This window comes from Candidatus Neomarinimicrobiota bacterium (genome assembly GCA_041862535.1).
Lineage (GTDB): Bacteria > Fidelibacterota > Marinisomatia > SCGC-AAA003-L08 > TS1B11.
In genome coordinates, this window is record JBGVTM010000138.1 from 1 (window position 1) to 19,269 (window position 19,269).

The following is a 19,269-nucleotide window of genomic DNA, read 5'->3' on the forward strand; positions in this document are numbered from 1 at the left end:
TCGGTGGCTGTGCGCACTACCATGTCAAACTTGCCGTCAAACTTTCTTTCCGGCGGCAGCTCCCGTACCGGTGTGGAACAGGCGGTCTGCAGCTTGGGCATCCCCTCCACCTCCACCATGCACATGCGGCAGCTGCCCACAACCGAGAGGGCTGGATGGTAGCAGTAGTGGGGAATCTCGATGCCGGCCCTCAGGGCGGCATCGAGCACCATGGTGCCATCGGGAACTTCCAGCTCGTGTTCGTCTATTTTAAGCAGGGGCATCAGGCTGCCGCCTCTTTCGGTAAATAGGCTTCGAACTCATCCCTAAATTTTTCCAGGAAAGACCTCATCGGCCAGGCTACCGCTTCCCCGAAGGGGCAAATGGTTTTACCGAAACTAACCTTAGAGAAGTCCACGAGCCCGCCGATATTGTCGGAAATCTCCAGCATCAGGTCGATATCTTCTCGTCTTCCACGACCCTGGGTGAATCGGGAAAGGATCTTGGTCAGCCAGGCGGTGCCCTCCCGGCAGGGGGTGCACTGGCCGCATGACTCATGAGCATAAAAGCGGGCGAGGTTGTAGCAGGCCTGCACCATGTCGGTGGTTTCATCCATCACAATGATCCCCGCCGAGCCCAACATGCTCCCGGCCGCCTTCACTGATGGGAAATCCATCTTCAGATCCTCAATCTCATCTGCGGTAAGGACCGGAGCAGAACTACCACCAGGAATGACAGCTTTCAGCCGTCTGCCCTCCGGGGTGCCACCGGCTTGGCCGAAGATAAGTTTCCTGAGCCTGGTGCCCATGGGTGCCTCGTAGACTCCCGGCTTCTTCACGTGACCACTCAAGCAATAGAGCTTGGGACCCGGGCTGTCTGGACTGGCGCCGATGTTGCGAAACCATTCAGCCCCGTTGTTGATGATATGGGGCAGGTTAGACAAGGTCTCCACGTTATTGACCACCGTGGGGCAGCGCAGATAGCCTTCAATGGCCGGGAAGGGCGGTTTGATCCGGGGCCAACCGCGCTTGCCCTCCAGCGACTCGATGAGACCCATCTCCTCCCCGCAGATGTAAGCTCCAGCACCCCTGTGTACGAGAATGTCAAGGTCGTACTTACTGCCAAAAATGCCTTTACCCAATAGCCCGCTCATACTGCACTCTTCCAGGGCCGTTTCCAACAGCGCAGCTTCTTTGATAAACTCGCCGCGGATATAAATGAAGGCCAAGTGACAGTCAATCGCCTTACATGCGATGATCATTCCCTCGATCATCTGGTGCGGGTTATGGGTAATCAGCAGCCGGTCCTTGAAGGTTCCCGGCTCACTTTCATCGGCATTGCAAATTAAATACTTAGGCCACTTGGAGTCCCTGGGCACAAAGCCCCATTTCACGCCTGCTGGAAAGCCGGCACCACCGCGACCCTGAAGGTTCGAATCCTTCACAACCTGGATAATCTCATCCTTACTCATATCCAGGACTGCCTTGCGAGCTGCCCTGTAGCCTTCGTGGGTTAAATAATATTCGAGGGTAGATGAACCGGGCTGGCCGGCATGCTTGATCAGGATGGGCTGGTACTCACTCACGGCAGTTTGTCCAGTATCCGGTTCAGCTTCTCCGGGGACACTCTCTCGTAATAGTCGTCATTGATCTGTATGACGGGAGCCGTGCCGCAAGAACCCAGGCACTCTACCTTGAGAAGGGTGAACCGGCCGTTCTCCGTCGTCTCTCCTACCTTGATCCGGTACTTGCGCGAAAGGTGATCCACGATCTTGTCAGCCCCGGCCAGGCTGCAGGAAAGGGTATGGCATACTTGAAGCAGATATTTCCCCCTGGGCTGGGTATGAAACATGGTATAAAAGGAGACTGTGTCCATCAGGGATGCCGGGGTGATATCCAGCATCTCCGCCAGGGCTTCAATGGTTTCCGGGGATAGATAGCCCTCCTGTTCCTGGGCCAGATGCAGAGCTGGCAGAGCAACCGACAGCTTGTCCGGATATATCTTCAGCAGGGCGTTGAATCGTTTCTGCCGGTCACCTGTAAAGGCAAAACTCACCGATCCAGCTCCCCGGCAATGACATTCAGACTGCCCAGAATCGCTACCGCATCCGACACCATCATGTTCTCCATCATTTTGGGGAAGGCGGAGTAGTTGACCAATGATGGGGGGCGGGTCCGAACCCGATAGGGCTCGCGTCTGCCGTCACTGACAATGAAGTAGCCCAGCTCGCCGTTAGGGCTTTCCGTAGGGATATAGGCTTCACCCACTGGTGGCGTAAAGCCCTGGTTCTCCATGGTAACCATAAAATGGTGAATGAGCCCTTCGATAGAATTGAACACCTCTGGCCGTGGCGGAAGAATATACTTGGATTCCGCATCCACGTTCACAGGACCTGCGGGCAGCTTCTCCAGAACCTGACGGCAGATCTTCAGACTTTCCCGCATCTCGTACATGCGCATGAGGTAACGGTCGTAAACGTCGCCATTCTGGCCAATGATGACATCGAAATCGAAGTCTTCATATGAAGAATAGGGTTCCTTCACGCGCAGGTCGTAGTCCACTCCCGCAGCCCGGGCGATCGGTCCTGTCAGGCCATAGGAGATGGCATCATCATGGCTGATGGGGCCGATATTTCTCGTCCGGTCCAGCCAGATGCGGTTGTGGGTCAGGAGGCCGTCAATTTCATTGATGGTGTCAGGCACCTTATCCAGTAGGTCACCGGCCGCGGGCATGAAAGTATCCGGGAGATCCCGCATAAGCCCTCCTACACGAGTGTAGCTGGTGGTAAGGCGGGCGCCACAAACCATCTCGAACAGATCATAAATCCGCTCCCGCAGGCGGAAGCCATACAGAAAAACCGTGAAGGCCCCGATATCCACCGCCTGCATGCCAATCTGGACAAGGTGATCAGCGATACGGGACAACTCACACATGAACACCCGGATATACTGGGCTCGCTTGGGCACCTCGATACCCAGCAATTTTTCCGCCGACAAGGCGAAGGCCACATTGTTGCACATGGGCGAGATATAGTTCATCCGGTCAGTGACGGTGATGTACTGATTGAAGTCCAGATGTTCAGCCAGTTTCTCAAATCCACAGTGCAGGAAGCCAATTTCCGGCGCGACGTTAGTGACCACTTCGCCATCCAGTTCCATAACCACCCGCAGTGTCCCGTGGGTGGCCGGGTGCGACGGTCCAAAATTCAGGACCATGGTCTCGGTACTCAGGGATTTGGCTTCCAGGTTCATTCGGAGCTCTTCTCCTCTGTCCACTTGCTGCCAATGCTCCGCTTCACGACCCGGAAATTGCTCCGCTCCCCACGCCCCTGCAGCGGGTAGTCCTTGCGAAGAGGATGGTACTGAAAGTAATCGGGATTCATGATGCGGATTAGATTCGGGTGGCCAGTGAATTCGATGCCAAACAGGTCATAAACTTCGCGTTCCAGCCAGTTGGCTGTCTTCCACAAGGGATAGGCGGATGGCAGTCGAGGATCTTCCTCATCGACCCAGGCGCGGACCACAATCCGCCTGGACTCGTACTGGTTGAGCAAATGATAGACCACCGAAAACCTGGCATGCCCGCCTATCTCTAGATGATCCACGGCTGTGATGTCCGCCAGAAAGTTGAAGGCGAACCTGGGGTCGGTTTTCAAGGTCCTCAATAGATCGAGAACTTTCTCACCGCGAATATGGATGGTCAGCATCGCCCGGAATTCAGTGATCTCAAAGAAGGCCTCAGGGAATTTATCCTTGAGGAAAACAGCCAACTGATCCTTGTGTAGCATCGACTTAGGTGGAGGCTTCTTCGAGGGGCTGTTTATAGTGGCTTAAGGAATCCCGCTCAATCAGCTTCTGAATCAGGATGAGTCCATCAAGGATTGCCTCCGGCCGCGGTGGACAGCCGGGAAGATACACGTCAACCGGGATGAAGTTGTCAATTCCCTGGATCACGCTGTAGGTATCGAATATCCCGCCGCTGGACGCGCAGGCTCCCATGGAGATCACCCATTTGGGTTCCGGCATCTGTTCGTAGATACGGGTCAGTACGGGCATCATCTTGATGGGGACCCGCCCCGCGACAATAAGCAGATCCGACTGCCGCGGCGAAAATCGAATGGCTTCAGCGCCAAAGCGGGCTATATCATGGCGGGAAGTCAGCACTGACATGAGCTCAATCCCGCAACAGGCGGTCCCAAAAGGCATGGGCCAGAGGGAATTTTCCCGCGCCCAATTGGCAAAGATGTCAACCTTGGTGGTAAACCAGTTGCCTATTCCACCTTGACCTACTCCCATTCAAACACTCCTTTCCGCCACACGTATACATAGCCAAAGAGCAATACGCCCAGAAAGAACAACATCTCGTATAGAATAAACGGGCTACGGGCAATGAAATCTTTGAAAATCACTGCCCAGGGATACAGAAATACAAGCTCGATATCAAAGACGATAAAAATCAGCCCCACGACGAAATAGCGAACGCTGATGCGCGTGTGTGTTGGAGCTAATGGGTCGACTCCCGATTCGTAGGGCATTAGCTTCACCTTATCTTTCACCCGGGGTCCGACGATATGTGTGAGCACTAACATGAGCACGGCAAATCCCGCTGCCAGGACAAACACAAACAATACTGGTAGATAGTCGCTGATCATGGCCGTTGGTCAGATACTAGTCCTGCGATTATGAACCCTCTCTATGCATACGCTTAAGGCGCTCCTCCCGTCGCTTCCGGGCCTCCCGGTAACGGCGCTTTTCCTCCTCCGTGCCGGGGACTACCTTCGGCACAGCTGTGGGCCGACTCTTATCGTCCAAGGCTACAAACGTGAGATAGGCCGAGCTGGTGTGACGCTTTTCTCCTGTGAGGGGATTCTCAGCCTCAATCCTGACACCCACTTCCATTGAGGTACGGTCCGCGTAATTCACTGAGGCCTTGAGGATCATTAGTTCCCCCACCTTAACGGGGTGATGAAAGCTTAAATGCTCTACCGAAGCCGTTACAACTACTTTGCGACAATGCCGCATGGCTGCCATAGCCGCACACATATCCATCAAGTGCATGACGTGCCCACCCAAGACGCTCCCGAGCACATTGGCATCATTTGGCAGGACCATCTCGTTCATGACCACCTGAGAATCAGCGACGGACCGCTCAGGAGAATCTGGTAGGGTTGATATTGTGGTGGGTGCAACCATGTTCACCAAGAACAGTAGATCCAGGGCCTCACATAGTCGGGCTATGAAATTCCAAAGAAGACCGCACCAGTTTCATCAGCGGGGTCCAGTAAACGCCGAAGAGCAGCACCGGTATCATTAACGCTAGGATGGTTCCGGTCAGTGCTGGATGGTCGGCAATGGTCTCACCTGTCGGCTCGGCATCGAGAAACATTACCCTTAGTATGCGTATGTAATAATACAATGAGATGACCGAATTCACCACTCCCAAAATCACCAGCCACCAAAACTGATTAGCCTCAATCAGCACCGAGAAGAGATACACTTTGCCAACAAAACCGGCTGTTGGAGGCAGGCCCGTGAGGCTGAAGAGGAAAACGCCCATAGCAACGGCTATCGCCGGCGCCTGGAAGCCTAAGCCTTTCCACTCATCAATTTCGTTAAAACCGTACTGGTTATGGATAAAGATGGCCACCAGGAAGGCCCCCAGGTTCATGAAAAGATACACTGCCAAATAGAACATAATGGCACCGAGGGCTTGCGCATTCAGGATGGTGGCGGCCATGAGCATGTAGCCGGCATGAGCAATGCTGGAGTAGGCCAGCATCCGTTTGACGCTGCTCTGCTGGATAGCGATAACGTTGCCTACCGTCATGGTGGCAGCAGAAAAGATTGCGATTAAGGTGCCAAAGGGCAGACCCTCCACCGGAAGCCAACTGCCCAGGTTCAGATCAGGGCTAGCGCCAAAGGCGATGCCCAGAATCCTCAGCGCCAGGGCAAAACCGGCGGCTTTGGGTGCGACCGATAGGTAAGCGGTAATGGTGGTCGGCGCACCCTGATAGACATCCGGTGTCCAGAAGTGGAAAGGCACCATGGCAATCTTGTAGCCGAAGCCTGTCAGGACCAGCAGCAGAGCGATGCTAAGTGTAAGGTGAGCCTGCTCTGGCACACCGGATAAGGCCGCTTGAACATCGAAGACGTTGGTGGACCCGGCAATCCCGAACAACAGGCTTAGCCCATACAGCATGACGCCAGAGGAAAGGGCACCATAGATTACATATTTAAGGGAAGATTCACTGGAAAGCTGGTCCTTTTTGAGGAAACCGGCCAGAATAAAAGAGCCAATGCTCACGATCTCAAGGGACAGATAGACAATAATCAAGTCCAAGGCCGAGGCCATGAGGAACATGCCAAAGACCACCACCAGCAAGAAGAGGTAATACTCGTGCCGGGGATTCTCATCCAACTCTCTAGTATACGGCGAGACGAGGTAGATGACCGCAGTCGCCACCAGGAAAATCCATTTGAAGAACCGGCTGTAGGGATCTATAGCCAGGGCACCGTAGAAAATGGCCTCGCTGGGGGACTTCTGCAGGATCAGGAATGTACCCGCGATGAATAGGGCCACCAGGCTGAGCAGCCAGACGATCCGGTTACGGTTCCGCCCTTTGATAAAGACATCCAACAAGATGATCACCACTACCGAGGCGGTGAGGATCAGCTCGGGCAAAAAGTAGCTCAGGCTTTGGATATTAGGCACGTCGGTCCGCCGTAGGCTTTAGGTACCTGCCCACCTGTCGGCTGCGCTCATTGGATCGCTACCTGCGAGATCAGGTTCACCAGATCAATGAGGCGATCCATGGTGGCGGTCATGATATCCAGGGCCGGCCGCGGATAAATCCCCAGGAAGAGAACGATCACCGCCAGGGGTGCCATGAAGCCGATTTCACGACCGGACATATCGTTCAGCCCAGCCCACTTCTCATTCAGCGGCCCCAGGAACATCCGCTGGAAAGCCCGCAGGAAATAGGTGGCGTTCAGCAGAATCCCTACGGTACCGATAATAGTGAGCGTCCGGAAGGCGGTGAAACCACCGATAAAGCACATGGCCTCGCTAATGAAAGCAGACAGAGCCGGCAATCCTAACCCGGCAAAGAATGCCAGGGCGACGAAACCGGAATAAACGGGCAGATTTGTTGCCAGGCCGCCGAAGGCCAGCCGACCCCTGAGAGTCTTGTCATGGTAATCCCGGGGATAGACGATGTAGCGGTGGTGGGCTCGATCATAAATCACCCCTACCAAGAGGAAGAGCATGGCCGTAATGGTACCGTGGTTGAACATCTGCAGGACGGCTCCGTTCATGCCGGCTTGAGCACCGCCGCGACTGCTACTCACCACCGCCGCCATACCCAGCAGCACCATACCCATATGACTGATAGAGGAGTAAGCCACCATCCGCTTCAGGTCTACCTGGGCAATGGCATTGGCGGCCCCCCAGATAATATTGATGACCGCCAATACCGCCAAGAGGGTGGCGAATGCGACGGTTTCAGCCGGCAGCAAGGGGTAGCTGATCCGCAGCAGGCCGTAGGTCCCCATCTTCAGCAGCACCCCGGCCAGAATGACCGATACAGCTGTCGGCGCTTCCACATGGGCCAGGGGTAGCCAGGTGTGGAAGGGAAAGATAGGAACCTTGATAGCGAAGCCGATAAATAACGCAATCCAGATCAGCCACTTAATATCCAGGCCCCACAGCTGCACGTCTATCTTGGGAGCCTCCTGAATGAGGGTCAGGAGGTTGAAGGTGTGTGGCTCGGTGTAGAAGTAAAAGGCCAGCATGGACAGGAGTATGAGCACCGATCCAAAAAGAGTGTATAAAAAGAACTTGATGGCTGCATACTGCCGTTGGGGACCGCCCCACATACCAATCAGGAAATACATGGGAAGCAGCATGACTTCCCAGAAAACGTAGAACAGGAAAAAGTCAAGCGCTACGAACACGCCCATCATGCCAGCATCCAGCAGGAGGAAAAGGCTGAAGTACCCCCGGGGGCTTTTGTCGATATTCCAGCTGGCGATGAGCGAGACGAAGGAAAGGAGCGCCGTCAGGAAAACCATAGGCATGGAGAGACCATCCACTCCGACGTGGTAGTTGATGTTGAAGGCCGGTATCCAGGCAGTCTTCACGGCGAATTGGAGCGTGTCACTGGAGCGGTCAAAGGCGGCGAAGAGCCAGATGGCCAACAGAACCTGTATCCCGGCAAAGCCGGCCGCAATCCATTTGATCCGCGCCACGTGCTTCCTAGGCACAAACAGCGATACTATCGCCCCCAGCACAGGCACAAACACAAGCAAGGTCAGAATGTAGGCATCCATTTCATCAAGCTTCTCAATTAGTGCTTATACCATATATTTGCCATACAGATTGAAAGTGTTACGTCAGATGCTCAGTGTCACCAGGAACGCGATGATTGCACCGGCCAGGGCCCACATGAGGTAATGTTGAACCCGCCCGGTCTGGAGTTTGCGACCCATAGCCCCCAGTCCGCTGGTAAGGCGACCAAAGCCGTCGATCACGATCTGATCCAGCCAGTTATAATCCAGCCAGCTGGTGGCGTTTCCGGCCCGGATAGTATTGCGGCCCCAGCTATCGATAAACCATTGGTCCCACAGGTCCCAGTCGAGCCAGGCAACCCCTTCCGTGAGCCAGAAGAAGGGCCGATAAAAAAGAGCATCGTAAATCTCATCGAAGTAGAACTTGTAGAATGACAACTGATAGGCCCCTACGCGCCGCAGCTTTTCCGCCCACACTTTGGGATTCAGCCATCCCAGGAGGTAGAAGATCACAGATAACACAATACCCAGGCTGGCCACAATCGTGGAGAGGATGACGGTCGTGCCATGTACCTCGTGAAAAGCGTGCTCCAGGTGTTCCACCCCCAGCCCGGCGAATCCCGTAAGATTCTGTGACTGGTGAATGACATGGGTAAACCAGCCTTCTGCTCTGAAAGGATGGAGAGTCGGCAGGGTGAAGAACAGCGGGAGACAGAGCACCGCCAGCGCTATCAGGGGTACGGTCATGACCGCCGGTGATTCCTGGACCCGGCCGCGGACCATTTCGTCCGCAGGCTGGCCGTGGAAAGTCATGAATATGAGGCGAAACATATAAAAGGCGGTGATGGCTGCCGCTCCGAAACCGGCCACGGGGAACAGCACGGCCCACCACTCGTGATGCTCAGCCGCAAAGGCCAGGGTCCCGGCTAGAATGGCATCCTTACTGAGGAAGCCGCTGAAAAAGGGCACCCCCGAAATGGCCAGGGCCCCGATCAACATAGTCACGTAAGTAATCGGCATCTTTCTCCCCAGCCCGCCCATATTACGCATGTCTTGAGGATCGGTAGTGTGGTCTCCTTTCTCATTTAGCGCGTGGTGCACGGCATGGATTACCGAACCGGAGCAGAGGAACAGGAGTCCTTTGAACATGGCGTGGGTGCCCAGATGGAAGAAGGCCGCTTGCTGAGCGCCCATGCCCACAGCCATGATCATATAGCCCAGTTGGCTGACGGTGGAGTATGCCAGAACCCGTTTGATATCGAACTGGGTAATGGCGATGAGCGCCCCGAGCACCGCCGTAATGGCGCCTATTGCCCCGACAAACAGCAGCGCATCCGGCGTCAGGATGGGGAACATGCGCACCATCAGGTAAACCCCGGCGGCCACCATCGTGGCAGCGTGGATAAGTGCCGAGACAGGAGTGGGACCCTCCATAGCATCCGGGAGCCAGATATGTAGCGGGAACTGGGCCGATTTACCCACCGCTCCCAGGAACACCATAATGCCAGCGACCGTCAGAAGGCTCGTCTGTCCTGCGAAGAGGTTCGCACCTTCTACATCCACCGCTTCGAAGAGCCCATGGAAGGTGAAGCTGCCGGTGGCCGACCAGAAAAGCATAATGCCGATGAACATCCCGATATCACCCACCCTGTTGGTGAAGAAGGCCTTGGTGCCAGCGGCGGCGGCCGAATCCTTTTCAAACCAGTGGCCGATAAGCAGGTAGGAGCTAAGCCCAACCAGCTCCCAGAATACATACATCACCACCAGACTATGGGCCAGAACGATGCCGTTCATGGAAAAGGTAAACAGGCCCAAGTAACCGAAATAGCGGGTGTAGCGTACGTCGCCCCGCATGTACTCGACGGAATAAAGGTGCACCAGGGAAGAAATGATGCCGACTATGACTAACATCACCACCGCTACGTTGTCCAGCTGGAGCCCGAGGGTGAGGCTGAAGGTTCCCAGCGAGAACCACTCTACTTCCGGGTAGTGGCGCATGGGCGTCCCCAGCACCACCGTAGCGAGCATGCTGAAGGCCAGAATCAAGGTGATAAAAACAGCTGCTACAGAAATCCAGACGCCATTAGGTCCCAGTCGCCGTCCGAAGAAAATCTGGAGCGCAAAGGAAGTAAGCGGTAGAAAGAGGATAACCAGAGCAAACTGTGTCCGCGGGTCCATGGTCAACCCTTCATCTCGTGGGCTTCATCCACGTTAACGGTATGGAAGGATTTATACAGGTTTATGATGATCGCCAAGGCCACGGCCGCTTCAGAAGCCGCCATAATAATCACAAACAGGGCGAAGACATGCCCCGGCAGCAGGTCTGAAAGTCCGCCGAAACGGTTGAAGGCAACCAGGTTAAGGTTTACCGAGTTGAGGATGAGCTCGATCCCCATGAGAATTGCTACTCCGTTGCGGCGGGTCATGACCCCGTAGAGACCGAAACTGAACAGAATGACACTGAGAAACAGATAGGATTGCAGGTTATGCATCTTCCCGCCTTGATAAGTAGGCAGCTCCCAGGAGGGCTAACAACAGCAGTATGCCGGCCACCTCAAAGTGCAGCAGGTACCTGGTCATGAGAGCTCTGCCGATAACGGCCACGGTGCCGGTGGTCTCAACCACCGCGCCTTGATGCCAGGGCGTCCGGAAGCTGAGGGCCGACAGCCCGATAAAAATGAGTAGGACCACCGCCGCCGCGAAGAACCGATTGGGCATGCTGGTCTGAACCAGGACCGGCGCAGTGATGCGGTGTGTAAGCATCACCCCAAAGATGATGAGCACCAGGATACCGCCAACGTAGATGACCACCTGGACAGCGGCTAAAAAATCGGCGTACAGAAAAACGTATAATCCCGCAACGCCGAACAGGGTGCCCATGAGCGCCACTGCCGAATGCACCAGGTTGCGGGCAGTGACGACAAAGAAAGCGGTGACCACCACCAGAACAGCGACCCCGATAAATGCTATATCACCCATGCTCAGTTAATTCACCAGACGGGAGAGGACGGCTTCCGTCTCGCTATCCAGTTTGCCAAGCTCCGACAGGGTGGTTCGTATCTCCCGTACCGCCTCCTCTATAGAGGCTCCCTGTCGCAACGCCCGGTTGAGGATTGACTTGGCTTTGCCCCGGGCCAGCCGGTCTGAGATGCCATCCAGGATCGATAGGTCAACCTCTTCTTCCCCGACCGCTTTCTCTGGAGAAGGGACAGGTTTCGCAGCCGGGGCAGTAGGAACCTTGGCCGGAGCTGTCTCTTCTTCTGGCTGCTGGATTCCTGCCCCCGCCTTGGATTGTGTCACTCCCACTGGTTCGACAGCTATACCCGCAACTATTTGATGGTATTGGATCCGACGTTCTTCCAGCTCCTTCCTGGGATTAGGTACCCCTGCCAACCGGGAGATATGCTCCAACTCCTCGTCGGTAGCCGTGGCGAACTGGTAAATGAGAGCATTTCGGTCACGCTGAGCAAATTCGTAATCAATGGGATGCTTATAGCCGTTGGGGCCGCCTACCATGTAAATACACTCCTCTGGGCAGGGGTAAGTACACAGATTGCAGTACATGCACTCCGACATGTCGATGTCAAACCGAGCCACCAGGAAGCGTTTGACGGAGCCGTGGGAGGTGCGGCTGGTCTGGGTGCTGCTCGGCAGGGAGCCGCGTTCCAGGTCCCTGGGCAGCTTGACAGTGTCGATTTTGATGCAGTCTACCGGGCAGGCTCGCTCGCATTGCAGACAGCCGATGCAGTCATCGATATCTACATGCAAGCGGGAGCGGATGACGTTGTATTTGCCCTCATCAAAGCCGATATGCCGATTCGGGATCGGCCACTTCTCATGGGGGTATTGGAGAGTAACGTTTAGCTTCCGCTTCCTTACGAAGTGATGCATGGTCACTCGCATACCATCCCAGAGAGTGATAAAAGCGATGCCTATATTTTTAAAGTAGCTACTCACGCGGTAAATTTTTTCAGGCCCATTCCTAGGCGAAAATCAATTCCCATATGCCGACAAAGAAGATATTGGCCAAGGCGAAGGGGATGAACACTTTCCAGGCCGTGTACATGAGCTGATCCACCCGCAGGCGGGGCCAGGTCCAGCGGAACCACATCATGGTTAAAATCAGGAGGATAGCCTTGGCCGAAATCCAGAAGACGCCCCAGATGGGCCCTTCCAGGAAGTACCACGCTTCCCTGAGCCCAAACAGACGGAGCAGACTACCCACCGGCGATAGCCAACCACCCAGGAAAACGATAGCGGCCATCAGCGAGACAATAGCCATATTGCCATACTCCGAGAGGAAGAAGATGGCCCACCGGAAGCCGGAGTACTCGGTCATGTAGCCGGCGACCAGCTCCGACTCAGCCTCGGGGATGTCGAAAGGCATCCGATTGGTCTCCGCTAAACCGGAAGCGAAGAAAATGATGAACGCGGCCACGGTAAAAGGGCTGTGCACCAGAAACCAGCGATGCTGTTCCTGCCAGGCTACGATATCATAAAACTGAAGGCTGCCCACTACCATGACCACCAGCAGGAGCGACATCCCCACCGGCAGTTCGTAACTGATGATCTGGGCCGCCGAACGCATGGCACCGTAGAGGGACCATTTGTTATTGGATGACCAGCCGGATAGAATGATCCCGATAACACCCACCGAGCTCACAGCGATGACATAAAAAATGCCGATATTAAAATCAGAAATTGCCAGGCCGTAGCCGATGGGGATACCGATAAAGGCACAGAAGGCAGCGCCAAAAAGTAGAAATGGTCCCATGACGAACAGTTTGCGGTCGGCCGCAGCCGGAATGATGTCTTCCTTAGCCAGCAGTTTGAAAGCATCGGCCACGGTCTGGGCGATACCGCCCCAGAAACGCCTGCCGCCCCGGAAACCGAAGAAGCCTACCTCCATGGGACCCAGGCGGTCCTGCATGAAGGCCGAGACTTTCCGCTCCAGGTAAACAGCCACCAGCGCATTCACCGCCATGAATAGAAATACGATCACTCCCAAGAGAATCGCTGCTGTTATGATGATCAGGCCGGTGGAGTCGTCGGGCATTCCGGGTAGACGGGACAGGGGCAGCATCAGTGCATCAATAATGGATGTCACCGGTCGATCTCTCCCAGGACGATATCGATACTGCCCAGGATGGTGACCAGGTCGGACAACATCCAGCCGGCGGCGATTTCATTGATGACCGATAAGTTACAGAACGCCGGTGAGCGCATTTTCACCCTGAAGGGCTTTGATGAGCCGTCACTGATGATATAATAGCCCAATTCACCCCGGGGATTCTCCCCCCGGAAATATATCTCTCCCGTTGGCGGGCGGATCTTCCTAGGAATGGCGGCACGTACGTCCCCTTCCGCGGGTATCTGGGCCAGGGCCTGGCGGACAATCTTCACACACTCCCGCATTTCCTGCACTCGCACGAAGTAACGGTCCCAGCTGTCCCCGACGGTGCCCATGGTCCCCTGGCCGGTGATGACGTCGAAATCGAAGTGATCGTAGATCGAGTAGGGCTCGTTCCGCCGTAAATCCCATTTGACCCCGGAGCCCCTCAGCATAGGGCCGGTGCAGCCGTAGCTGATCGCCACATCGGGGGGCAATACCCCCACATCGGCGGCCCGCTCAATGAAAATCTTGTTATAGGTCAGGATACGGTCGTACTCGGTGATCTTCGGTTCGAAGTAGTCCAGAAAGTCAGTAGCGTACTCGGCGAAGTTGGGGGGCAGGTCGTGCGAAACGCCGCCGATCCAGATATAGTTGTAGAGCAGGCGCGCGCCGCAGGTGTATTCGAACAGGTCCAGAATCCGTTCCCGGTCACGGAACATGTAGGTGAACGGTGTGACGCCGCCCACATCCAGGCCGAAAGACCCCAGCGCCAGCAGGTGACTCGCAATGCGCTGCAGCTCGGCCATAACAACCCGGATATACTCCACTTTCTCCGGAACCTCGATCCCCATGAGCTTTTCCACGGCCATGGCATAGACGTGATTGTTGTTCATGGATGCCAGGTAGTCACAGCGGTCGGTGAAGGGGATAACCTGCTCGTAGGTCAGATTTTCGCAGTGCTTTTCGAAACAGCGGTGGAGGTAGCCGATATGGGGTTCAATATGACTGACGATCTCGCCATCGGTCCGAATCTTCAGGCGCAATACCCCGTGGGTGCTGGGGTGCTGGGGCCCCATATTGAGGACCATTTCTTCCGCTTCCACTACCCCGAAGTTCTTGCGCCGGGCTTCGGAGACGGTCATTCCCAGCCCCGCTTGTCCTTAGGGACGGGAATCCCGCGATAGTAATCCGGCGTGGTGTAGTCTTTCCTCAAAGGATGTCCTTCCCAATCTTCTGGCAGGAGCATCCGGCGGGGATCCGGGTGTCCCTCGAAGATGACGCCGAACATATCGTAGGCTTCCCGTTCATGCCAATCGGCTGTGCGCCAGATGTGAGCCACCGAAGGGATGGTGCCACCCTCACGGGGTACCTCAATGCGGACTTCAAGCTGGTGTAGCTTATCCATCGAGTGGAGGTTATAGGCCACTCCCAGCGGTTCCCCTGGACCAGGGTCGTAGCCAGTGAGACACATGAGGGAATCAAAGTGCAGATCCGGATCGCTGCGCAGGAATTGGGCCACTACGAGCCAGTGCTCCGGTATAACCCTGATATGGTTAGCCTCTTCTTCAGTGGGGATCAGCGCCTCCGGATGTACACTGGCCACTTTGGCTATAATCTGTGATTGTTCCATATCCAATTGACCTTCAGTGGTCAGGGTACCTTTCTAAGTGGGGTGTCTTCCTTTATTTTTCGCTGCAGCTCCAGTAGTCCCTGCAGGAGGGCTTCAGGACGTGGGGGACAGCCCGGAACATAAACATCTACCGGCACCACCAGGTCAACCCCTTTCAGCACGTGATAGCCGTATTGCCAGTAAGGACCGCCGCTGTTAGCGCAGCTGCCCATAGAGATGACATATTTGGGATTGGCCATCTGCTCATAAAGGCGCTTTACCCGGGTAGCCATTTTCAACGTCACCGTGCCGGCCACGATCATAGTATCAGCCTGTCGGGGTGAGGTTCGGGGCATGGCGCCGAAACGCTCCAGGTCGTGGCGGGGAGCAGCTGCGGCCATCATCTCGATGGCACAGCACGCCAGGCCAAACTGGAAGTACCACTGGGAGCCAGCGCGGGCCCAGTTCAGCAAGCTGTCCAATTGACCGACGATGATATTGTCCTGCCCAAAGCGATTAACCAATAATGAATCCATCTCCAATCCTTGCCAATTCCTACGGGCGACTTTCAGCTGCCCGGTGAGGGGCTATTTCCGGAGCTTGGACAGGCGGGCATAGCGGCCGCGTCCATAGGGTAGTACCATCTTCACCCAATCCAAATCGCGACGCCGCCATACAGCCACGAGCCCAACTGTGAGGATGAACAGAAAGATGAGCATTTCAACGAAGGCTACTATTCCGATACTCTTGAATACCACAGCCCAGGGAAACAGGATCACCACCTCCACTTCGAAGATGAGAAAGATCAAGGCGATGACGTAAAAGCGGATATTGAACTGAATCCAAGCACTCCCTTCCGCCACTTCACCGCATTCATAGGAGGAATCCTTCAGAGCACCCCTTTTAGATGGCGCCAGGAGGCGTTGGAGGATCAGCGCTGCGATAATCAGACCGGCGGAAAGGAGCGCGAAGATTGGTATTGGCGCAAAATCGTTGTACAAACTCCCTCCTTCAGAATTGTGGGGGCGAAAATTTACCCTGGGGCTAAAATTCAAGTCAAGGCATTCTCCCCAGCCACCTAGCTCCGTCAGGCGACTTGCAGATCACACCTTGAAGAAGAGGAAGTACCGCAACCTTTGAACAACCTGTCCCTCAAAGGTAACTTTGTGTCCGATGCCAGCAGTGCTTAACAGACTTCTGGTTGCTTCTCTGCCCTACCTCCCGAAGGCGCTTGTCGGCCTTGTCGCTCGCCGGTACGTGGCTGGTGAATCCAAAGAAGAGGCCCTGAGCCTGGTGCAAAGGCTCAACGAACAGGGCTTCGAAGCCACCATCGACATTCTGGGCGAACACGTCGATTCCAAAGCTGAAGCCGCTGCGGTGGCCGCGGCCTACGTAGGGCTTTACCATGACATCGCCCGTATGAATCTCAACGCCAATATCTCTCTCAAGCCTACCCACCTGGGCCTGGACATCGGTTTTGATACCTGTGAACAGAACCTTTTCAAGGTACTGGAGGCGGCCGCAGCCACTGATAACTTTCTGCGCCTCGACATGGAAAATTCCCTCCATACGGATGACACACTTGCCCTGTACCGGCGCTGCCAGGAACGCTACCCGCGGGTGGGGCCGGTCCTGCAGGCTTATCTCTTCCGGAGCCGGGACGACCTGGCCGGGCTCATGTCGTCACCACTGAACCTTCGCCTGTGCAAGGGAATCTATCGGGAGTCACCGGATATTGCCATCCAGGATCGAGCCGCCATCAACGACAACTTCCTGGCCCTGGCGCGCCAAGCCTTCAGCGGAGGGGCTTACGTAGCAATTGCCACCCACGACCGGGAGCTGATCATCCGGGTCGAAGAATTAATCCACGAATCAGGCCTTCCGCCTTCGCGCTTCGAGTTCCAGGTCCTCCACGGCGTTCCCATGGACGGGAAACTGGAACAGCTCCTGACCCGTGGTTACAAGGTGCGGATTTACGTTCCCTACGGGAAGGAGTGGTACGACTACTCGCTGCGCCGCCTGAAGGAGAACCCCAACCTGGGTGGCTACGTGTTGCGTAATCTCCTGCGAAGATGAACACCCTGGCCGCGGCGAGACGCCATCGATTACCCGATTAGAGCCAGCAGGATGAGTACGGAAGCAATCATTGAAAAAATCCTGGCCATGAACACCATTGCCGTGGTGGGCCTATCGCCCAGGGAAGACCAGGCTTCCAACGCTGTGGCCCGGTACCTGCTGGCCCAGGGCTACCGCATCATACCCGTCAACCCGGGGCATAACGAGATCCTGGGGTTGAAGTCCTATTCCTCACTGCGGGATATACCTGAGCCGGTGGAGGTGGTCGATGTTTTCCGCCGACCGGAATACATAGTACCGATAGCCGAGGAGGCCGCGGCCATAGGCGCCAAGGCCCTCTGGCTGCAATTAGGTATAGTTAATGACGAAGCCGTCAGGGTAGCTGAGAGTGCGGGACTGCTGGCGGTGCAGAACCGCTGCCTGATGACCGAGCACGCGGTGCGGCATTACTGATACGGGGTTGCAGGCCCCGGCCGGAAATTCAACAAAATCCATACAAAATTCAGCATTTTAAAAGTTTTTCCCGTCGGGAGGGGTAAATCCAAGGTGTAGAATTTTCTACTCCACATCCAGCGGAGCGGAAGCGGCAGCGGAGCGATATGGGGCAGCATTATCATCGTGCCGGAATATAAGCCATTGGCAACGGTTTGTCGTTCGCCTGGTGCGCGTGGTGCGCGAAAAAAGAAGTTTCCCCAAAGGGGTCCCTTAGGGACAAGTTACAAGTTCCGAGTTTCTAGTTGGCCCCTCATTGAACAAGCTGGAACAAAGGTAACACTTTGATCCGGGGACATGGCCTCGACGTACGTGCACCTCTCAGGCCGCGACCTAGACAATTCCCTGTTAAGGCTCAACAATATCCAGGTGGAGGAAGAAGAAGCCAAGGCAGGGGACAGATTCGCTATTCAGAAGTGCTCCACGTGCAGCCTGGATAATCCTCCCGGCAACCAGTTCTGTAGCCGCTGTGGAATGATCCTGGATGAGAAAAAAGCCGAGGAAATCATGAAACAGCAGATGGAGCGCCAGCAGGCAGAGGATTTCATGGGCCGCCTGGTTCAGGACGAGGAGTTCCAGGCAATCGTTGACAGGAAGCTGAGGGAGATGAGCATAACTGAGAGATAGCACGTTGATTTTTCTGTTCATTGCACTGCCGTCGGTAAATGCTGTTTGAAGCAGTAAAATGGGACAGGGATTTGACCAATAGTGACCATTGTGATGTTCACAGAGAAAGCCAGAGTTGCCATCGCCACTATTTCTCTTTACCTTTTAACGTTATGTATCTCAATTACCGAAAAAGGTGTTTAGTTGTCTTATTCTTAACATCAATCCTGAACGCATCCATTATCCATGTCCCTGGTGAGCAGCCTACCATCCAGGCCGCACTCAATGCTGCTCAATCAGGTGATACCGTCCTGGTCCAGGCTGGCACCTACTATGAGAATATCTTCTGGCCGGATTTAAATGGGATAAAGTTGATTAGCGCAGGGGATTCGAGTAATACAATCATTGATGGTGGAGGGAATGGAAACGTTATTTATATGAGTCCTTCGACCGCCATGATAGATAGTACCACGGAGATCCAGGGGTTCAAGATTACGAACGGGGGCAACATTGCCAATGGTGGTGGTATGTTTATCGGCAATGCCAGCCCGGTGCTTACCCGACTATGTGTTACCGGCAACACGGCTACCGATAACGGCGGCGGGCTCTACATTTACTATGGCAGTCCCACGCTGACGCACGTGACCGTGACCTGCAACACGGCTAATGGTTCTGGTGGCGGGCTTTTCATCTGCAATAGCAGTCCCACACTGACGCACGTGACCATGACCTGCAACACGGCCTCTAATCGCGGCGGCGGGCTTTACATTTGGGGCGTTAAGGGCGGCAATCCCACACTGACGGACGTGATTGTGAGCGGCAACACGGCCTCTAATTGCGGCGGCGGACTTTACATCTACCGTAGCTGCCCCACCCTGACGGACGTGACCGTGACCGACAATACGGTCTCTTATTACGACGGCGGCGGGCTTTTCATCTACGAGAGCGATCCCACGCTGACGGACGTGTCCGTGAGCGGCAACACGGCTACTGGTTGTGGTTGGGGCGGCGGCGGCGGGCTTTACATCCACGCTAGCGATGCCATACTGACGGACGTGACCGTGAGCGGCAACACGGCTACTGGTTGTGGTTGGGGCGGCGGCGGGCTT

23 protein-coding genes are annotated in these 19,269 nt (G+C 55.3%); 4 read left to right on the top strand and 19 right to left on the bottom strand.

Translation table 11 applies throughout. The features are described from left to right. From ACETWG_05125 to ACETWG_05215, 19 genes are all read right to left on the bottom strand, one after another. On the bottom strand, positions 1–263 hold a 263-nt coding region (locus ACETWG_05125; protein ID MFB0515970.1), incomplete at its 3' end, for a 2Fe-2S iron-sulfur cluster-binding protein. Beyond that, entirely contained in the window at positions 263–1,564 is a 1,302-nt protein-coding gene (gene nuoF, locus ACETWG_05130; GenBank protein ID MFB0515971.1) for an NADH-quinone oxidoreductase subunit NuoF, read from the bottom strand. The genes nuoF and ACETWG_05125, both read right to left, overlap by 1 nt. After that, positions 1,561–2,034, bottom strand: coding sequence for an NADH-quinone oxidoreductase subunit NuoE (gene nuoE / locus ACETWG_05135; protein MFB0515972.1), 474 nt, complete (start codon positions 2,032–2,034; stop codon positions 1,561–1,563). The genes nuoF and nuoE overlap by 4 nt, the downstream gene beginning before the upstream one ends. Then, positions 2,031–3,230, bottom strand: a complete 1,200-nt coding sequence (nuoD, locus tag ACETWG_05140) for an NADH dehydrogenase (quinone) subunit D (GenBank protein MFB0515973.1) — start codon at positions 3,228–3,230, stop codon at positions 2,031–2,033. Before nuoD ends, nuoE begins: the two co-directional genes overlap by 4 nt. Continuing rightward, positions 3,227–3,748: an NADH-quinone oxidoreductase subunit C gene (locus tag ACETWG_05145; protein MFB0515974.1), complete on the bottom strand. Its 522-nt coding sequence runs from the start codon at positions 3,746–3,748 to the stop codon at positions 3,227–3,229. The genes nuoD and ACETWG_05145 overlap by 4 nt, the downstream gene beginning before the upstream one ends. A 22-nt stretch (positions 3,749–3,770) precedes the next feature. After that, a complete protein-coding gene (locus ACETWG_05150) occupies positions 3,771–4,274 on the bottom strand; it encodes an NADH-quinone oxidoreductase subunit B (protein ID MFB0515975.1) in 504 nt (167 codons plus the stop codon). Continuing rightward, entirely contained in the window at positions 4,265–4,630 is a 366-nt protein-coding gene (locus tag ACETWG_05155; protein ID MFB0515976.1) for an NADH-quinone oxidoreductase subunit A, read from the bottom strand. The genes ACETWG_05150 and ACETWG_05155 overlap by 10 nt, the downstream gene beginning before the upstream one ends. 28 nt (positions 4,631–4,658) lie before the next feature. Beyond that, complete coding sequence (locus tag ACETWG_05160) at positions 4,659–5,090, bottom strand: acyl-CoA thioesterase (GenBank protein MFB0515977.1); 432 nt, start codon at positions 5,088–5,090, stop codon at positions 4,659–4,661. A 109-nt stretch (positions 5,091–5,199) separates the two neighbouring features. Beyond that, a complete protein-coding gene (locus ACETWG_05165) occupies positions 5,200–6,690 on the bottom strand; it encodes an NADH-quinone oxidoreductase subunit N (protein MFB0515978.1) in 1,491 nt (496 codons plus the stop codon). 47 nt (positions 6,691–6,737) lie between these two features. Beyond that, the gene (locus ACETWG_05170) at positions 6,738–8,306 is read right to left on the bottom strand and encodes a NuoM family protein (GenBank protein ID MFB0515979.1); all 1,569 of its coding nucleotides are present in this window, start codon (positions 8,304–8,306) and stop codon (positions 6,738–6,740) included. A 63-nt stretch (positions 8,307–8,369) separates the two neighbouring features. Next, positions 8,370–10,442: an NADH-quinone oxidoreductase subunit L gene (gene nuoL, locus ACETWG_05175; GenBank protein MFB0515980.1), complete on the bottom strand. Its 2,073-nt coding sequence runs from the start codon at positions 10,440–10,442 to the stop codon at positions 8,370–8,372. A 2-nt stretch (positions 10,443–10,444) separates the two neighbouring features. After that, on the bottom strand, positions 10,445–10,756 hold the full coding sequence (nuoK, locus tag ACETWG_05180) for an NADH-quinone oxidoreductase subunit NuoK (protein ID MFB0515981.1): 312 nt from the start codon (positions 10,754–10,756) through the stop codon (positions 10,445–10,447). Then, positions 10,749–11,243, bottom strand: a complete 495-nt coding sequence (locus ACETWG_05185; protein MFB0515982.1) for an NADH-quinone oxidoreductase subunit J — start codon at positions 11,241–11,243, stop codon at positions 10,749–10,751. The genes nuoK and ACETWG_05185 overlap by 8 nt, the downstream gene beginning before the upstream one ends. A 6-nt stretch (positions 11,244–11,249) precedes the next feature. Next, positions 11,250–12,221 (bottom strand): 4Fe-4S dicluster domain-containing protein, encoded by a 972-nt coding sequence (locus tag ACETWG_05190; GenBank protein MFB0515983.1) that lies wholly within the window; start codon positions 12,219–12,221, stop codon positions 11,250–11,252. 25 nt (positions 12,222–12,246) lie between these two features. Continuing rightward, positions 12,247–13,371 (bottom strand): NADH-quinone oxidoreductase subunit NuoH, encoded by a 1,125-nt coding sequence (gene nuoH / locus ACETWG_05195; GenBank protein ID MFB0515984.1) that lies wholly within the window; start codon positions 13,369–13,371, stop codon positions 12,247–12,249. Next, positions 13,368–14,519, bottom strand: a complete 1,152-nt coding sequence (locus ACETWG_05200) for an NADH-quinone oxidoreductase subunit D (protein MFB0515985.1) — start codon at positions 14,517–14,519, stop codon at positions 13,368–13,370. The genes nuoH and ACETWG_05200 overlap by 4 nt, the downstream gene beginning before the upstream one ends. After that, positions 14,516–15,007: an NADH-quinone oxidoreductase subunit C gene (locus tag ACETWG_05205; protein MFB0515986.1), complete on the bottom strand. Its 492-nt coding sequence runs from the start codon at positions 15,005–15,007 to the stop codon at positions 14,516–14,518. The genes ACETWG_05200 and ACETWG_05205 overlap by 4 nt, the downstream gene beginning before the upstream one ends. A 20-nt stretch (positions 15,008–15,027) precedes the next feature. Then, a complete protein-coding gene (locus tag ACETWG_05210) occupies positions 15,028–15,522 on the bottom strand; it encodes an NADH-quinone oxidoreductase subunit B (protein MFB0515987.1) in 495 nt (164 codons plus the stop codon). Between the two features lie 51 nt (positions 15,523–15,573). After that, positions 15,574–15,987, bottom strand: coding sequence for an NADH-quinone oxidoreductase subunit A (locus ACETWG_05215; protein MFB0515988.1), 414 nt, complete (start codon positions 15,985–15,987; stop codon positions 15,574–15,576). Positions 15,988–16,159: 172 nt separating this feature from the next. Between ACETWG_05215 and ACETWG_05220 the strand changes: the two genes are divergently transcribed. The 4 genes from ACETWG_05220 to ACETWG_05235 form a co-directional block, all read left to right on the top strand. Then, positions 16,160–17,062, top strand: a complete 903-nt coding sequence (locus tag ACETWG_05220) for a proline dehydrogenase family protein (protein MFB0515989.1) — start codon at positions 16,160–16,162, stop codon at positions 17,060–17,062. Between the two features lie 51 nt (positions 17,063–17,113). After that, positions 17,114–17,515, top strand: coding sequence for a CoA-binding protein (locus ACETWG_05225; protein ID MFB0515990.1), 402 nt, complete (start codon positions 17,114–17,116; stop codon positions 17,513–17,515). 336 nt (positions 17,516–17,851) lie between these two features. Next, entirely contained in the window at positions 17,852–18,181 is a 330-nt protein-coding gene (locus ACETWG_05230) for a hypothetical protein (GenBank protein ID MFB0515991.1), read from the top strand. A gap of 416 nt (positions 18,182–18,597) precedes the next feature. Then, the coding region (locus tag ACETWG_05235; protein MFB0515992.1) for a NosD domain-containing protein at positions 18,598–19,269 on the top strand (672 nt) is incomplete at its 3' end.

What these genes read in the sequence shown, in the direction of transcription:
- ACETWG_05170 (MFB0515979.1), bottom strand. Translation starts at nt 8,306, where the DNA reads ATGGATGCCTACATTCTGACCTTGCTTGTGTTTGTGCCTGTGCTGGGG.
- ACETWG_05205 (MFB0515986.1), bottom strand. Translation starts at nt 15,007, where the DNA reads ATGGAACAATCACAGATTATAGCCAAAGTGGCCAGTGTACATCCGGAG.
- nuoD (MFB0515973.1), bottom strand. Translation starts at nt 3,230, where the DNA reads ATGAACCTGGAAGCCAAATCCCTGAGTACCGAGACCATGGTCCTGAAT.
- ACETWG_05150 (MFB0515975.1), bottom strand. Translation starts at nt 4,274, where the DNA reads ATGGGAGTAGGTCAAGGTGGAATAGGCAACTGGTTTACCACCAAGGTT.
- ACETWG_05200 (MFB0515985.1), bottom strand. Translation starts at nt 14,519, where the DNA reads ATGACCGTCTCCGAAGCCCGGCGCAAGAACTTCGGGGTAGTGGAAGCG.
- nuoK (MFB0515981.1), bottom strand. Translation starts at nt 10,756, where the DNA reads ATGCATAACCTGCAATCCTATCTGTTTCTCAGTGTCATTCTGTTCAGT.
- ACETWG_05185 (MFB0515982.1), bottom strand. Translation starts at nt 11,243, where the DNA reads ATGGGTGATATAGCATTTATCGGGGTCGCTGTTCTGGTGGTGGTCACC.
- ACETWG_05160 (MFB0515977.1), bottom strand. Translation starts at nt 5,090, where the DNA reads ATGGTCCTGCCAAATGATGCCAATGTGCTCGGGAGCGTCTTGGGTGGG.
- ACETWG_05230 (MFB0515991.1), top strand. Translation starts at nt 17,852, where the DNA reads ATGGCCTCGACGTACGTGCACCTCTCAGGCCGCGACCTAGACAATTCC.
- ACETWG_05210 (MFB0515987.1), bottom strand. Translation starts at nt 15,522, where the DNA reads ATGGATTCATTATTGGTTAATCGCTTTGGGCAGGACAATATCATCGTC.
- nuoL (MFB0515980.1), bottom strand. Translation starts at nt 10,442, where the DNA reads ATGGACCCGCGGACACAGTTTGCTCTGGTTATCCTCTTTCTACCGCTT.
- ACETWG_05220 (MFB0515989.1), top strand. Translation starts at nt 16,160, where the DNA reads ATGCCAGCAGTGCTTAACAGACTTCTGGTTGCTTCTCTGCCCTACCTC.
- ACETWG_05225 (MFB0515990.1), top strand. Translation starts at nt 17,114, where the DNA reads ATGAGTACGGAAGCAATCATTGAAAAAATCCTGGCCATGAACACCATT.
- ACETWG_05155 (MFB0515976.1), bottom strand. Translation starts at nt 4,630, where the DNA reads ATGATCAGCGACTATCTACCAGTATTGTTTGTGTTTGTCCTGGCAGCG.